Source organism: Micromonospora sp. NBC_01412 (assembly GCF_045040215.1).
In the GTDB taxonomy this organism is placed as follows: domain Bacteria; phylum Actinomycetota; class Actinomycetes; order Mycobacteriales; family Micromonosporaceae; genus Micromonospora; species Micromonospora rubida.
Map to the genome: position 1 here is coordinate 449,693 of NZ_CP109528.1, position 14,955 is coordinate 464,647.

16 protein-coding genes are annotated in these 14,955 nt (G+C 70.3%); 8 read left to right on the forward strand and 8 right to left on the reverse strand.

Annotated elements, in window-relative coordinates; all coding sequences use genetic code 11:
* Positions 1 to 110 precede the first annotated feature (110 nt).
* The 3 genes from OG617_RS01840 to OG617_RS01850 all read left to right on the forward strand — a co-directional run bounded on the left by OG617_RS01840 (position 111) and on the right by OG617_RS01850 (position 2,892).
* Positions 111 to 1,808: a glycosyl hydrolase family 8 gene (locus OG617_RS01840; protein ID WP_405098130.1), complete on the forward strand. Its 1,698-nt coding sequence runs from the start codon at positions 111 to 113 to the stop codon at positions 1,806 to 1,808.
* Positions 1,809 to 1,940: 132 nt separating this feature from the next.
* On the forward strand, positions 1,941 to 2,123 hold the full coding sequence (locus tag OG617_RS01845; RefSeq protein WP_405104068.1) for an ATP-binding cassette domain-containing protein: 183 nt from the start codon (positions 1,941 to 1,943) through the stop codon (positions 2,121 to 2,123).
* A gap of 82 nt (positions 2,124 to 2,205) precedes the next feature.
* Positions 2,206 to 2,892 (forward strand): IS6 family transposase, encoded by a 687-nt coding sequence (locus OG617_RS01850; RefSeq protein ID WP_405104069.1) that lies wholly within the window; start codon positions 2,206 to 2,208, stop codon positions 2,890 to 2,892.
* Positions 2,893 to 2,931: 39 nt separating this feature from the next.
* Here the strand turns inward: OG617_RS01850 and OG617_RS01855 are convergent, their stop codons facing one another.
* Positions 2,932 to 3,102, reverse strand: a complete 171-nt coding sequence (locus tag OG617_RS01855) for a hypothetical protein (RefSeq protein WP_405098132.1) — start codon at positions 3,100 to 3,102, stop codon at positions 2,932 to 2,934.
* Between the two features lie 146 nt (positions 3,103 to 3,248).
* Here OG617_RS01855 and OG617_RS01860 point away from each other — a divergent pair, with 146 nt between their 5' ends.
* Genes OG617_RS01860 through OG617_RS01875 form a run of 4 tightly spaced genes read left to right on the forward strand, consistent with a single transcriptional unit; the run spans position 3,249 to position 7,074 of the window.
* Entirely contained in the window at positions 3,249 to 4,382 is a 1,134-nt protein-coding gene (locus tag OG617_RS01860) for a phosphatase PAP2 family protein (protein ID WP_405098134.1), read from the forward strand.
* 36 nt (positions 4,383 to 4,418) lie between these two features.
* Positions 4,419 to 5,114 (forward strand): response regulator, encoded by a 696-nt coding sequence (locus OG617_RS01865; RefSeq protein WP_405098135.1) that lies wholly within the window; start codon positions 4,419 to 4,421, stop codon positions 5,112 to 5,114.
* A gap of 50 nt (positions 5,115 to 5,164) precedes the next feature.
* The gene (locus OG617_RS01870; protein WP_405098137.1) at positions 5,165 to 6,574 is read left to right on the forward strand and encodes an ATP-binding protein; all 1,410 of its coding nucleotides are present in this window, start codon (positions 5,165 to 5,167) and stop codon (positions 6,572 to 6,574) included.
* Entirely contained in the window at positions 6,571 to 7,074 is a 504-nt protein-coding gene (locus OG617_RS01875) for a hypothetical protein (RefSeq protein ID WP_405098139.1), read from the forward strand. Before OG617_RS01870 ends, OG617_RS01875 begins: the two co-directional genes overlap by 4 nt.
* Positions 7,075 to 7,089: 15 nt before the next feature.
* Here OG617_RS01875 and OG617_RS01880 read toward each other — a convergent pair whose 3' ends face one another.
* Genes OG617_RS01880 through OG617_RS01895 form a run of 4 tightly spaced genes read right to left on the reverse strand, consistent with a single transcriptional unit; the run spans position 7,090 to position 10,830 of the window.
* Positions 7,090 to 7,734, reverse strand: coding sequence for a M15 family metallopeptidase (locus tag OG617_RS01880; RefSeq protein WP_405098141.1), 645 nt, complete (start codon positions 7,732 to 7,734; stop codon positions 7,090 to 7,092).
* Positions 7,731 to 8,816, reverse strand: coding sequence for a D-alanine--D-alanine ligase family protein (locus OG617_RS01885; RefSeq protein ID WP_405098143.1), 1,086 nt, complete (start codon positions 8,814 to 8,816; stop codon positions 7,731 to 7,733). Before OG617_RS01885 ends, OG617_RS01880 begins: the two co-directional genes overlap by 4 nt.
* On the reverse strand, positions 8,813 to 9,955 hold the full coding sequence (gene alr / locus OG617_RS01890) for an alanine racemase (protein ID WP_405098145.1): 1,143 nt from the start codon (positions 9,953 to 9,955) through the stop codon (positions 8,813 to 8,815). Before alr ends, OG617_RS01885 begins: the two co-directional genes overlap by 4 nt.
* Positions 9,952 to 10,830, reverse strand: coding sequence for an acyltransferase family protein (locus OG617_RS01895; RefSeq protein WP_405098147.1), 879 nt, complete (start codon positions 10,828 to 10,830; stop codon positions 9,952 to 9,954). Before OG617_RS01895 ends, alr begins: the two co-directional genes overlap by 4 nt.
* Positions 10,831 to 11,056: 226 nt before the next feature.
* Between OG617_RS01895 and OG617_RS01900 the strand changes: the two genes are divergently transcribed.
* On the forward strand, positions 11,057 to 11,338 hold the full coding sequence (locus OG617_RS01900; RefSeq protein WP_405104070.1) for a DUF1990 family protein: 282 nt from the start codon (positions 11,057 to 11,059) through the stop codon (positions 11,336 to 11,338).
* A 791-nt stretch (positions 11,339 to 12,129) separates the two neighbouring features.
* Here OG617_RS01900 and nagA read toward each other — a convergent pair.
* From nagA to OG617_RS01915, 3 genes are read right to left on the reverse strand one after another with little or no spacing between them, the layout of a single operon-like run.
* Positions 12,130 to 13,284: an N-acetylglucosamine-6-phosphate deacetylase gene (gene nagA, locus OG617_RS01905; protein WP_405098149.1), complete on the reverse strand. Its 1,155-nt coding sequence runs from the start codon at positions 13,282 to 13,284 to the stop codon at positions 12,130 to 12,132.
* Between the two features lie 13 nt (positions 13,285 to 13,297).
* A complete protein-coding gene (locus OG617_RS01910) occupies positions 13,298 to 14,062 on the reverse strand; it encodes an SIS domain-containing protein (protein ID WP_405098151.1) in 765 nt (254 codons plus the stop codon).
* Complete coding sequence (locus OG617_RS01915) at positions 14,059 to 14,826, reverse strand: carbohydrate ABC transporter permease (RefSeq protein WP_405098153.1); 768 nt, start codon at positions 14,824 to 14,826, stop codon at positions 14,059 to 14,061. Before OG617_RS01915 ends, OG617_RS01910 begins: the two co-directional genes overlap by 4 nt.
* Positions 14,827 to 14,955 lie beyond the last annotated feature (129 nt).

The following is a 14,955-nucleotide window of genomic DNA, read 5'->3' on the forward strand; positions in this document are numbered from 1 at the left end:
GCCATCGCGACCGCTCGCCGACGCCCGTCGTGCGGTCACATGTCCGCTCGTATCACCGCGTTCCGCAGCCGCGGCACGCACCGCGACCCTCCATAGGGAGTCCCGCAATGATGCGCAGAACAGCCTGGCCCGGACGGGCCCGCCCCATGCTCGCGGCCGCCGCCGTGGCCACCGCCGGCACACTTCTCGGCGGGCTCGTCCTCGCCACGTCCGCCGAGGCCGCCACCAACCTGGCTCTGGGCCGCACCACCGCCGTCTCCTCCGCCGAAACCTCCTCGCTCGACGGCGCCAAGGCCGTCGACGGCTCGACCTCGACCCGCTGGGCCAGCGCCGAGGGCAGCGACCCGCAGTGGATCCGCCTCGACCTGGGCAGCACCCAGCAGATCGGACAGGTGACACTGCGCTGGGAGGCCGCCTACGGCAAGGCATACCGCATCGAGGTCTCGCCCGACGCAAGCACCTGGACCACGATCTACTCCACCACCAGCGGCAACGGCGGTACCGACGACCTCACCGGACTCACCGCCAGCGGGCGCTACATCCGGATGTACGGCACCGCCCGCGGCACCACGTACGGGTACTCGCTGTACGAGTTCGAGGTCTACGCGCCGACGGGCACGCCGAGCCCCTCCCCGAGTTCCTCTCCCCCGCCCGGCGGAGTTGCCGTGCCGTTCGGCTCGCACCTGCGGCCGTACGCCGCGGGCACTCTCAAGCTGTCCGGCGCCGCGTCCACGCACGACCAGACCGTGATCAGCTACTACAACACCTGGAAGAACGCGTTCATCAAGCAGAACTGCGGCAACGGCTGGTACGAGGTCTACTCCCCCGACGCCGACCACCCGTACGTCGCCGAGGCGCAGGGCTACGGCATGGTCATCACCGCGCTGATGGCCGGTGCCGACCCCAACGCAAAGACGCAGTTCGACGGCCTGCTCAAGTACGTGCTGGCGCACCCGTCGGTCAACAACCCGAACCTGCACGCCGCCGAGCAGAACACCTCCTGCACCTCGGTCAACGGTTCCGACTCCGCCACCGACGGCGACCTGGAGATCGCGTACGGGCTGCTGCTGGCCGACAAGCAGTGGGGCAGCACCGGCGCCTACAACTACAAGTCGCTCGCCGTCACCCGGATCAACGCGATCAAGGCCAGCGAGATCAACGCCACCACCAAGCTGACCCTGCTCGGCGACTGGAGCAGCGCCGGCGACTCGTACTACTACCTCAGCCGCACCTCGGACTGGATGCCCGGCCACTTCCGCGCCTACCGGAAGGCGACAGGCGACACCGCCTGGGACACCATCCTGGCCAAGCACCAGTCCGTCACCGCGTCGCTGCAGAGCGGCTACGCCCCCAACACCGGTCTGCTGCCCGACTTCGTGATCAACACGAACACCACGCCGAAGCCCGCCACCGGGCAGGTGCTGGAGGACCCCAACGACGGCAAGTACTGGTGGAACGCCTGCCGCGACCCGTGGCGGATCGGGGCCGACGCGGTCACCAGCGGCGACGCGCAGTCGCTGGCCGCGGCCCGCAAGCTGAACACCTGGGTCAAGGCCAAGACCGGCGGCAACCCGTCGAACATCGCCGTCGGCTACTCCCTCGACGGCACCGCGCTCAGCTCGGGCTCCGAGGCGGCGTTCTTCGCGCCGTTCGCGGTGACCGCGATGACCGACCCGGGCAGCCAGGCCTGGCTCGACGCACTCTGGAACAAGATCAAGTCGACGCCGCTGGACACCTCGGGCTACTACTCGGCGAGCCTGCAGCTGCAGACGATGATCGTGGTCTCCGGCAACTTCTGGACCCCGTGACACCGCCCGCACAGTGAACGGCCGCGGGCGGCCCCTTGATGACCGAGGACCGCCCGCGGCAACCTGTCCGTCTCGTTCACCGGGAGGTCGCTGATCCCCGGGCGGCGGCGAACCTCCCTCGTCGTCGACGACATCGACCTAACCGTCCACAGGGGACGTACGCTCGACCTGGTCGGCGAGTCCGGCTCGGGCAAGTCGACGACCGCCAAGGCCATCGTCCGGCTGGTGGACGCGCAGGCCGGCGAGGTCCGGCTCAACGGCGTGGACCTGCTGTCGCTGCGCGGCGAGGCACTCAATCGGGCCCTGTTGCGTTGAGCGTGGGCTTGATCGATTACGGGCTTGACTGATGTGGTGAGCTGGGCCGGTGAGGCCGTCGTCTGGTGTCCGGTCCTGGTCGCTGCCACCGTCGGCGTTCGCTGGCTTCCGGTTCCCGCCCGAGGTAATCGTTCTCGCGGTTCGCTGGTATCTACGGTTCAACCTCTCGTATCGAGATGCGGAGGAACCGCTGGTCGAACGCGGTGTGGAAGTCGATCACGTGACCACCTACCGGTGGGTGCAGCGCTTCACGCCTTTGCTGGCCGACGCCGCCCCCTTCGCCCGCCACTCACCCAGCGACCGGTGGCATGTCGACGAGACGTACGTCAAGGTCAACGGTGTGTGGCGGTACGTCTACCGGGCCGTTGACCAGCACGGGCAGGTCATTGACGTACTCGTCTCAGCACGTCGGGACGCAACCGCAGCCCGGCGGTTCTTCCAACGGGCGCTGAGGACGTTGAAGGTCACGCCTTGCGAGGTGGTCACCGACGCCGCGCCCGCCTATCCCAAGGTGCTCGACGAGCTGATCCCGTCGGCGTGGCATCACGTCGAGCGGCACGCCAACAACCCGATCGAGGCCGATCACAGCCAGCTCAAGCACCGACTCAGACCGATGCGGGGGTTACGTACCGACCGCACCGCCCAGACGATCATCACCGGACATGCCTTCATCCAGAACCTACGACGCGGACACTACGAACTCACTACCGACATCCCGAGAGCGAGGCGGGTGGCCGCCGCGTTCACCGAACTCGCCCAAGCAATCTGAACAGTAGCGCCGACTCGGCTCAGCGCGCCCACCCGACCGTCAACGCAACAGCGCCCTGTCGCGGGCGTGGTGGCGGTTGGCGGCGGCGATGTTGGTTGCGCCGGCGGTGCGGAGTGCGCCGATGGCGGCGTTGCGCAGGGCGGCCATGACGTGGGGTCCGGTGCCGGTGCGGATCTGGCAGTGGTCTTCGTCGTAGGTGACGTCCCGCATCCAGTGGATCTTGTTGCGGAAATGCGGGTCAGACCGTGGCGCTATCTGCGGATTGGTGCCGGCCCGAGGCGGGTCCCAAGCGGGCCCCGGACCTGTGACACAACGAAGACATGCCGCGGACGGTGCCCGGACGTGGCGTGGCGACCATGGCCGATGTGTTCCCTGAATGGACGTACTCCTGGATCGAACGCCCCCTGGTGCCCGCCCCGTCGCGCCGGCCACACTCGGTGCACCCCGGCCCGCTGGTCGAGGCGGCGCTCGGCTCCCTGCTCGCCCTCGCGCTGAGCTGCGCGGTGTTCCTCTGGACGCCGGCCGGTCAGTGGCTCGACGGGCTGCTCCTGCCCCGCGCGGAGCGGGGCGGCGGGTACGAGCAGCAGAGCGACCTCGTGGGCCCGGCCAAGACCGTGCTCGCCCTCTTCGGCAGCCCGGTGCTCCTGGCCGTCCTGCTCGGCTCGGTGCTGCTGGTGGGTCTGGCTCGACGGCGGCTGGTGGCGGGCGTGGTGGGCGTCGGGATGGTCCTCGGCGCGGTGGCGGTGGCCGGTATGGCGAAGACGGTGCTTCCTCGCCCGGAGTTCCAGATCGAGAGTTCGACCACCCACAACAGCTTCCCCAGCGGTCACGTCACGACGGCGACCGCCCTGCTGCTGGCCTTCATGCTGGTCCTGCCCGGGTGGGCTCGGCGGTGGCTCGTCGTCCCGGGCGCGCTGGGCGTCTCGGTGGTCGCCTCGGCCACGATGATCGCGGGCTGGCACCGGTTCAGCGACACCCTCGGCGGCGTCCTGCTGGCCGTGTCGCTGTCCTGCCTGGCCGCTGCGGCGCTGGCTCACCTGGGCGGCGGAGCCCACCCCGCGATCGACGTCGACCCGGGTGCGGCCCTCCGGCCCGACCCGTACGGCGCCGTCCGAGTCGACCGATCCGAGGTGTTCCACGCCAACCGACGGGGCGCCGTCCGCGCTGACCGGCCGGCTGACGGCGATCTGCGCGGCCGGTCGGACAATTGGACCGCACTGCGCGGTCTGGTCGAGGCAGCCGTCGTGCTGGTCTGGGCGCTTCTGGTGGTCGTACCCAGGCTGAGCGCTTCGGTGGAGCGCGGGCCGCTCGTCGCCATCGTGACGGCGACCGCGCTGACGGTGCTGGCCGTGGGATCGGTGGTGTTCCTGGTGCGTTCGGCCGACTTCGCCGTCCCGGTAAGCCGCCGAAACCACACCGACGGGGCCCGGCACGGGACGGTCAGGACGGCAAGTGACCCGAGGGTTGATGTCGGGCGTCCCACATGGTGAAAAAGCGAAGTCGGCTCATGGTGCGATACTTGGCAAATGTCCCGCATCCTGCTGATCGAAGACCACCAGACGGTGCGCGATGGGCTGCAGCTGGCGTTGACCCGGCAGGGCCACACGGTGGACGCGGTGGCGACCGGCGAGCAGGGGCTGGTTCGCGTGCACGAGGGCGCCTCCGATGTCGTGATCCTCGATCTCATGCTGCCGGGGATGGACGGGTTCGAGGTCTGTCGGCGGATCCGGGCCCTCGGCGACCTGCCGATCATCATGCTCACCGCCCGGAACGACGACATGGACGTGGTTGCGGGCCTGGAGGCGGGCGCCGACGACTACGTGGTGAAGCCGGTGCAGGCCCGGGTTCTGGAGGCGCGTATCCGCGCGGTGCTCCGGCGCACCGGCGGCGAGACGCGGCGGGCCGGCGGTGAGCAGGCGGGCGTGGAGCAGTACGGCGCCCTGACCATCGACCGGGCCGCGCTGGTGGTCAGCAAGGGCGGCATGCCGGTCGGCCTCGCTCCGACCGAGCTGCGCCTGCTGCTCGAGCTCTCCCGTACGCCGGGCCGGGTGCTGAGCCGCCAGCAACTGCTCGAGGCCGTGTGGGAGCACGGCTACCTCGGCGACTCGCGGCTCGTGGACGCCTGCGTCCAGCGACTGCGGGCGAAGATCGAGGACGACTCGTCGGCGCCGGTCTTCGTGCAGACGGTGCGCGGGTTCGGTTACCGGTTCGGGCCGCTGTGAAGCGGTGGCGCAGGGCGGGCGGTCGTGCCTCGGGCCTCCGGGTCCGGCTGTTGCTGGCCTTCACACTGCTCGGTCTGACGACCACGGCGGTGGTCGCCAGCGGAAGCTACTTCCAGGCGCGGAGAGTCATCCTCCAACAGGCGCAGGACGCCGCGGTGGTGTCGCTGACCGATCAGCTCTCCAGGGTTTACCCGCTCCGCCGGCTGCCACCCACCCAGGACGAGCTCGACTCGATGGCCGAGCTCCTGTCCGACCGGGACTGGTCCGTGGTGGTGTACTACCACGAGATGCGGACGCGGGGCAGCCAGCTGCCCCGACCGTTCACCCCCGAACTGCGGCAGGCGGTCCGGGACGGCAAGGTCGCCTGGCAACGGGTCTCGCTCAAGGGCCAACCCGTCCTTCTCATCGGGACCCAGCTGATGCTCGACCAGCGGGACGGCACGTCCAGGCCGTCCGGGCTGGAGGTCTACGCCGTACGCAGCCTGATCCCCGAGAAGCAGAGCATCGACCGGCTCGCCACCCTGGCGTGGGTGACCGGCGGACTGTCGCTGGTCCTCGCGGTCCTGCTGGCCCTGCTCGCGGCCGCCGGGGTGCTGCGGCCCGTACGCGAACTGGGCCGGGCCGCCCACCAGCTCGGTCAGGGCGATCTGACGACCCGGCTGGTCGTCCGGGGCACCGACGAGCTGGCCGACGTGGCGAGGACCTTCAACAACACCGCCCAGACGCTCGAGCGGCAGGTCGGTGAGCTGCGCCGGATGGAGTCCGACGCCCGACGCTTCGTGGCCGACGTGTCGCACGAGCTCCGTACACCGCTGGCCGCGATGACGGCTGTCACCGACGTCCTGGACGAGGAGGCGGACGGGTTGCCTGGCGACGCCGGCCGGGCCGCCCGACTCGTCAGTCAGGAGACGCAGAACCTCGTCCGGCTGGTCAACGACCTCATCGAGGTGAGCAGGTTCGACTCGGGCACGGCGCGACTCGCCCTCGACGACGTCGACGTGGCCGCGGCCGTGACCGCGACGCTGCGGATGCGAGGCTGGGCCGACCAGGTGCGGGCGGAGCTGCCTCCGGATGTCATGGCCCGCCTGGATCCCCGCCGGCTGGACGTCATCGTCGCCAACCTGGTCGGCAACGCCTTCCGGCACGGCGCCGCGCCGGTGTCGCTGCGGCTGCACGCCGAACCGGACTGGTTCACCATCGAGGTCGCCGACCACGGACCAGGCTTGGACCCGGAGGTGTTGCCGCACGTGTTCGAGCGGTTCTACAAGGCGGACACCGCACGGACCCGGTCCGAGGGCAGCGGCCTTGGGCTGGCCATCGCGTGGGAGAACGCCCGCCTGCACCGGCACGCCGGGCAGCCGGGAAGTCTCGTCGCCGGCAACGCGCCGGCCGGCGGCGCCGTGTTCAGGCTCCGCCTGCCGCGCGTGGCGGAGTCGGCGGGCGATGGAGGTGTACGGTGACCGGCCGGAACGCGGCACGGGCGCTGCTCGCGGGCGTTCTGGTGCTGGTCGCCGTGCTCGCCGCGGGCTGCGGGGTCCGGCCCAGCGGGGTGATCACCGGGAGTCCCGCCCGGGGCGGCCCGTCCGTGGGCGTCGGCCTCTACCTGATCCGGGGCGGAACTCTCGCGCTGGTGGTGCGTCCGGCCAGGGAGGCCGTCCCGCCCGTCGAAGCGCTCCGGTTGTTGGCGGCCGGCCCGGACGTGCACGAACAGGGCGAGGGGTTCACGAGCGAGGTGCCGGCCGACGCCCTCCCGGCGTCCGAGGTCGTGGCGAGCGCCGACGGTTCCCGCCTCTCGGTGACGATGTCGGGCGCGGTGACCACGTTGTCGGCGACCGCCGTCGACCAGATCATCTGCACCCTGGACAGCGCCGCGGCGGCCGGCAGCGGGCAGAGGTTTGCCGCGGCCACCCTCTCTGGTCCCGACGGTGACCTGAAGCCCCAGTCTTGTTCCCTCTACTGACCGGGCGACCGCCGTTCACCCCAGCTCGACCGGGCCGTAGCGGGTCCGATCGGCCCCCGTGCTCAGCGCCCAGTAGCGGTCGCCGTACGACCAGTGCCACCACTCCGTCGGGTAGTTCACCAGCCCGGCCGCCAGCAGAGCCGCGCCCAGGATGATGCGATTGCGGCGGGCCGCCGGGGAGATGTCCGGGGACCACGTGAAGCAGGCGTCACCGCTCGCCACCGGGGTGGCGTTGACGGCCGTGCCCAGGTCCAGTTCGCGCCCGTCGCGCATGCACAGCGTGAGGTCGACCGTGCCGCCGGTGCTGTGTGGGGCGACCTCGGGCGGCGAGACGAACTTGCTGGCCTCGACGCGCAGACGCGCGGCGTCCCAGTCCGGATACCGCAGGCGCAACTCGTCCCGGTAGGCCTCAAAGTACTCCGTCTGGAGCCGCAGCGGCCGGTACCCCTCCACGACCAGCAGCCGCAGCCCCTCCGGCAGGGACCGCTGGGCGGCCAGCAGGCGCTCCACGGTCCCTTCCCGCAGGTGCGCGTACGCCCCGGCCGCGTCGGCCAGGCGGTCGTCCACTCGGAATTCCGGGATCTCGCGCAGGTCGACCAGGGCCTCCGCGGTGTCGCCCAACGGAATGGCCGAGATTCGGGGGTCGGAGAGCAGGATCACGAAACAACTCCGACCGACTGGGTGGCGGGCCGGGGCGCCGTCGAGAGGCCGGGCCGGGGCGCCGGCCCGGGTCCGGAAGGCCCACGCCTAGTTGATCCGGCCGGCGACGGCCCGCCATGGTCGGTCAGCGCGCCGGAGATCAGGATGTCGAGCAGGGCCGGGAACTCGATTCCGGCCTTCTGCCAGATCCGGGGGTACTGCGACGCGCTGGTGAACCCGGGGAAGGTGTTGACCTCGTTGACGATGGGCTCGGTGGACCCGCTCGCGGGCAGGAAGAGGTCGACCCGGAGCAGCCCACGGCAGTCGAGGGCGTGGAAGGCGCGTACCGCCCGGTCCTGGAGCAGTTCGGTGGTGGCGGGATCGAGCGGGGCGGGGATGTGGAAGACCGCCCCGCCGTCGTACTTGGCGTCGTAGTCGAAGAACTCGGCGTCGGTCACTCGGATCTCCAGGGGCGGCCCGGCCTCCACCCGGCCGTCGGGATGCTGCAGCACGGCCACGTCGATCTCGCGTCCATGGGCCGCCTGCTCGATGAGGATCTTGGGATCGGCTGCCCGGGCCCGGGCCAGCGCGTCGGGAAGTCGCGCCCAGTCGTCCACCCTGGTGACGCCCAGGCTGGACCCGGCGCGGGCGGGCTTCACGAAGACCGGCAGGCCCAGCCATCGCCGGTCGGCCGGGGAGAGATCCTCGCCGGGACGCAGGGTCACGCCGGGGCTGACCCGCAGGCCCTCGGCGACGAGCAGCTTCTTGGTGGCGGCCTTGTCCATGCCGGCCGCGCCGGCGAAGACCCCGTTGCCGACGTACGGGACGCCGAGCCAGTCAAGCAGCGACGCGACGGTGCCGTCCTCGCCGTACGGGCCGTGCAGGGCGGGGAACACCACGTCCTGGTCGCCCAGCACGCGCAGGGCCGTGGTGAGCGGCGCGGCCCGGCCGTCGACCTGCCACCCGCCGTCCCGGCCGATGAGCACGTCGGTGACCTGGTACCGGTCGCGGTCCAGCGCGGCGAGGATGCTCGCCGCCGAGTGGCAGGACACGTCGTGCTCGCCACTCCGCCCGCCGTAGAGGACCGCTAGTCGCGTTCTCATGAGGTCATCGCCTTTCCGTGTAGGTATTCGCGGGCCACCCGGGCCCCGATGCCGGTCAAGATCTCGTTCGGGTTGGTGCCCGCCCACCGCGCCCACTCGGCGACCGTCGGCTGATCGCGGTCGCCCCGCTCGGGGCCGAAGACCACGACCGGGTCGCCGATCGACACGGGAAGATCGCCAGCGTCGACCACACACTGATCCATGGCGATGCGGCCGACGATCGGACAGCGCCGGCCGGCGAGCCACACCGCGGCGCGGCCCTCGGCGGCCCGAAGCAGGCCGTCGGCGTAGCCGAGCGGCACCAGGGCCAGAGTGGTGTCCCCCGCGGTCACGTGATCGGGTCCGTAGGAGACACCGGTGCCGGCCGGCACCCGCTTCACGTTGACCACGCACGCGCGGAGCGTCATCGCGGCGCGCAGCCCGAACTCGCCGGGTCCGGTCCCGCCGAACGGGTCCACGCCGTACAGGGCCAGCCCGATCCGGCAGAGGTCGAAGCGGGTCTTCGGGGCGGACAGCGCGGCCGCAGAGTTCGCGAGGTGCGCCAGGTCGGGGTCCAGGCCGGCGCCGCGAGCGATCCGGAGCGCCTCCTCGAACCTCGCCACCTGCCGCTCCAGAACCGGACTCCCCGGTACGCCCGCGTCGGTCAGGTGGGACCACACCCCGCGTACCCGGACGCCGCCCTCCAGCTCGTACTTCCGGGCCCAGGCGACCAGCTCGGGCCAGTCGTCCTCGCCAGCGCCGTTGCGGGACAGACCGGTGTCCGCCTTGAGCTGCACGGTCGCGGGTGCGCCGAGCTGCCGGGCCGCGTCGGCGACCGCGTGCAGGTGGGTCGGCGTCGACACGCCGATGTCGACGTCGGCGCCGATCAACGCGGCGAAGTCGTCGTCGGGGCGGTGCAACCAGCTGAGCGTGGGTGCGGCGACGCCCGCCGCGCGCAGGGCCAGTGCCTCCGACGCCGAGGTCACCCCCAGCCAGCCGACACCGGCGCCCAGCGCCGCCCGGGCCACCATCGCCGCGCCGTGACCGAACGCGTCCGCCTTTACCACGGCCATCAGTGGGGTACGCGTGACGTCCGCGATCGTCCGCACGTTGCCGGCGACCGCCGCGAGGTCGACCACGGCCTCGGCCAGCGCGCTCACCGCGCCGGCTCCGATCGGCGGCGTCCGGGGAGGCCGAACAGCCAGCGTGCGCCCAGCGCCGTCAGTCTGCGGTGGACGGCCAGGCTTACGCCGATCACCAGCCCGGTCAGCAGGATCGGGTAGTCGAGCACGACCAGTGCCTGGCCGGCCCCGCCGAGCCCGGAGATCGGCGCGACGAGCAGGCGGTGCAGCAGGGCCAGGACCGTCATGTGGAGGACGTAGACGGCCAGGTTCTGGTAGAGACCGCCGCGGTTGCCGGGGGTGTCGAGCAGGCCGGCGGCGGACAGGGCAGCGGCCGGTACGAGGACCAACGCGCGGGGCGCCCGGCGTACGGCCTTGGCGAACGCGACGTACAGCGCCAGGGCGTACAGGTACCAGAGGTTCGAGGGTGTGACGGTGAGCTGCTCCAGCAACCCACGGGCGGACGCCGCGGGGCCGGTCGGGAAGCCCGACGCCGCGGCGAGGATCGCGGTGTGGATGAGCAGCGAGATGGCGTACAGGTAGAGGAACCGGGCGATCCGGCTCCGGCCGACGTCCCGCCAGGGCCGCTGCACGGCGCTCGCCGCGAAGACGCCGGAGATGATAATGATAAATAACAGCGGCATCCGCAGCGGCAGGAGCTGCTCACCCAATGCTCCCCACAGCCCGGGCACCGGTACGCCGAGGTGCCAGTCGACCTGCAGGTAGTGCTTGACGGTGACGTGCCACGAGACGACAAGGACGATGCACACGCCCTTCGCCGCGTCGGCCCACTCCGCCCGATGCGGCCGGCCGTGGCCGGGACCGGAAAGCGTGCCATACGCCCGATCGCGCAACCGAACGAGCGTCACCCCCTGGTCTGGGGGTCGTGCGACGGATGCGGGCTCTCGGATCACGCGGCTGACGCTGTCACCCGCATATCCGCAGGTGATCCGCGATGTGTCACGAGCCGGTAATGGACGTCGCCGAGACGTCGGCGGCTCGGTCGGTCAGACCCCGGCGGTCCGGAGATAGTCGGTCAGGCGACCGGACGCGACCAGCATCGCGCCTCCCCGGGCGCCCCGCCGCTCCCGCCAGGCGTCCAGGAACGCGGCCAGAGGGCCTGAGCCCCGTAAAGGTAATCTGCCGGTCTCATCCTCGGCCACCCCTGTTAGCACAGGAGCGAACATCTTCCTCGAGCTACCGTGGATTGCGATTCGCATTGGAGCTCCATGTCGCGTCGTTTACACCATCAACGAACGAGGAGAATCGGGGTTTGCCTACGGCACACTCTCTGGGCACCCGGAGAGCGGCGAGGAGGCATTCATCGTGACACGTGATCGGCACGATAGAGTCTGGTTTTCAATCAAGGCATTCTCAAGGCCGGCTTCACTTTACGTCCACCTCGCCGAACCTTTCCCCTGACTCATCCAACATTCAATCACCTTACGCTACCTAACCGCGATCCTACGGATCGCGGTTAGGGCCTGGGGCTGTCTCGCCAATGGCTCTGTCTCACATTCGGCTCTGGCTCGCTTTCGGTGGTAACAGAAAGCAGTTCCGGCGGCGGCAATACGACATCGCAGGTCAGGAGGCTGCGATCGTGTCCAGCCACTCGGCGAGCTGCAGTTGCAGCTCCTTCCCCGAAGCTGGCCAGCTCAGAGAAACGCCAGCATATGAGGGCAGTCCCGGGGCATCTCTGCCTACTACCGAATGCAACCACCGAAAGTGAGCCAGAGCCCTTAGATCCACAGACCCCTTCCGCGCTAGCTGATGATCAACCACCAAGATCACCAACAGCATCCAAAATGTGTGCCAGAGCCAGGGTTGGGGCGGCGTTGACAGCCGGGGCTTGGGCCCGAGCACCGGGCCGCGTGCCCGGCGGTGACACTCATGACGACGCAGGACCCCTACTGAAGTTGATCTGTGGAAGGACCACTTCATACCGGGGTTCTGCGTCTTCACGTTGCACCACAACGGGTCCGGGCGTGTCCACACCGCCCACCAGGACAGCCACCCTCAGCACTCACGCCGTTACGCGGAAAGGCTCAGTGGTCCCGGCGCCTGCCGAAAACTCATCCGCGTACGTCACGCGGCATGCTCATACTCGTGCAGGATGCCGCCGAGCCGGTCGCGTCGGCGTATGTCCAGACGGGCGATCATGCCTGGGGACCGGGTGGGCAGCTCCTTTGGGTAGCCCTCACGTGGTGAAGACCTCACCACGTCCGATGGACTACGCGCCCTGCCACGATGGTGGCGCAGACCTGACCCTCGGTGTCCAGCACCGTGATGTCCGCATCCTTGCCTGCCTCCAGGGTGCCCGTGCGGTCGGCCACTCCCAGCGCTTCCGCGGCGTTGCGGCTCACGCAGTCCCACGCCTCGTCGAAGGAAAGAGAGTTCGCGGCGCAGAAGTTTCGGAACCCGGTGTCGAGCGTTTGCACGCTCGAGCTGATCGTGCCGTCGGGCAAGTGCATCACCCCGCCCCGCACCTCCAGGGTCCGTCCGGCCCGCTCGTAGATGCCCACGGGCATGCCCGCCGCCTTGCCGGCATCGGTGACCAGGACCACGCCCCGTGGGCCCTTGGCTCGCCACACCAGACGCATGGCGGCCGGGCTGACGTGGACGCCGTCGGCGATCAGCTCGCAGCGCAGTTCGTCCAAGGCCAGCGCCGCGCCGGCGGCCCCGGGCTCGCGGTGGTGGATGCCACGCATGCCGTTGAAGAGGTGGGTGACCAGGGAGGTGCCCCGTTCCACTGCGGAGGCCATGTCCGCGTACGTGGCGTCGGTGTGGCCGGCCGAGACAACGACGCCGCGAGCCGATAGTTCCTCGACCAGACCCGCGTTGGCCTCGAGCTCCGGCGCGACGGCCATCAGCCGCACGACCCCGGTCGCGAGGAAGGCCTCCAACTCGTCGCGCTCGGCCCCCCGTAGGTACTGCTCGCTTTGGCCCCCCTTGCGGGCAGGGTTGAGGTACGGGCCCTCCATGTGGGCGCCCAGCACCTTCGCTCCTCCGTCGATGGGACCCTGATGGGCCGCGATCACCTCGAGAGCGCGCAGCGTATCGGCCCGCGAGGCCGTGTAGGTGGTGGGCAGGAACGACGTCACCCCGTGCTGGGCGAAGAACACGGCTATCGGCGGCAGGCAGGCGTCATCCCCATCCATGACCTCGTACCCGGCGCCCCCGTGGACGTGGATGTCGATGAAACCCGGCCCCGCCCAGCGGCCCCCTAGGTCGATCTCTTCCTCGCCTGTCGCCGGCTCCGCCGGCCTGACACCGGCACCGACTGCGGTGATGACCCCGTCGTCGATCCGGGCCCAGCCCGGGTCGAGCGATCCGGTGGGCGTGACGATCCGGCCGTTCGTGAGTAGCATCGGCGGAGTCTCCTTACTCAGCTGTGGTGGGGTGGGCGGGTCCGCCGAGCCCCGGGATACGGCCCACGTAGCGGGCCTTCCTGAGGGCGTTGACGTTGTCGGAGTCGTCGAGATTGGCGCTGCGCAGGACGGGCGGTTCCTCGCCGAGCCGGACCAGCTCCTCGACGACCAGGCAGAGCAGCGTGTGGGCGACGGCGGCGCCGAGGATGGTGCTGGTGGGCCCGTAACGGTCCCCGCTCTGTCCGACCTCAAGCACGGCGTCACCTGCCGGGGCGTGGCTGTCCAGGACGACGTCGACGACGTCCGCTAGCTTTTTGCCGCTGCGGTGGCGCGACTCCACCGACGCGGAGTGCTGCACGGACGTGAGGCCGATGACGAAGCATCCTCGCTTGCGCGAGAACAGGGCGGCTTCGACCGGGACCGCATTGCGACCGGAGTTGGAGACGATCAGGACGATGTCGTGCTCGCGCAGGTCGGCACCGGCCAGAACCGCCTCGGCGTAGCCGTGCAGGCGCTCGGTTCGGGTACTGCGCTCGTACCCACCCGTCACCATCAGGGCGGGGTCGAACACGGGGCTGATGAACGTGACGCCGGCGGCCCGGGTGAACAGCTCCTCGGTGATCAGGTGGGAGTGGCCGGAGCCGAAGACGTGCAGGACACCGCCGCTGCGGACCTTCTCCGCCACCACGAGCGCGGTGGAGCGCAGTAGGTCGTCCTGCTCCTCGATGGCGCGGGCAATGCCTTCGATGAGGGCGGCGGCGAATGGGTGCAAGGTCATTTGCCCGCCCCCGCGGTCAGTCCGCTGACGAACTGGCGGGAGAAGATGACGAAGAGCAGGATCACGGGGATCGCGCCGAGCGTCAGCGCGGCTAGGACGGCGCTCCAGTCGGTGGCGTACTGCCCCACGAACTGCTGGATCCCAAGGGTGACTGTGCTGGTCTGCGGGCTGGGGGCCAGGATCAGCGGGAACCACAAGTCGTTCCAAATCGGAAGCATGGTGATCGTGGCCACCGCCGCCAGGCCGGGGCGAACGATCGGGATCATGAGGCCGAAGACCCGGAACTCGCCGGCGCCGTCGATGCGCGCGGCCTCCTTGAGCTCGCGCGGGGTCTGGCGCATGAACTGCGCCATCAGCACCACGGCGAGGGGCATGCTCATGGCCGTGTAAACGAGGATCAGGGCGGTCAGGGAGTTGACCAGGCGCCAGGACACCATCATCTCCAGGAGGCTGACCGTGCCGAGCCTGATCGGCAGCATCACCCCGGCGGCGAAGAACAACAGCAGCGCCGGGGTGATGCGGGAGGTGTACTCGCTGAGCCCGAACCCGGCCAACGCGCTCAGCACCAGCACGAGCAGCACCGACGCCGTCGTGACGACGAAGCTGTTGCGGAAGTACAGGCCGAAGTCGCCCTCGGTCAGCACCCGCTCGTAGCCGGCGAAGCTGAACGTCTCCGCGTTCGGAAGGCTGAAGGGGCTGTCGAAGATCGCACTGTCGGTCTTCAGCGAGTTCGCGATGACAACCAGGATCGGACCGAGTGCCACGCAGGCGTAGGCGACCAGAACGACGTGGACCAGAACGTTGGGCAGGTCCCCACGCGTGACGGTGGAGCTACGCCGGCCACCGCGTGAGGCGCCCGGAGCCGTCACCGGCCCGGTCGCTGCACCGACAGT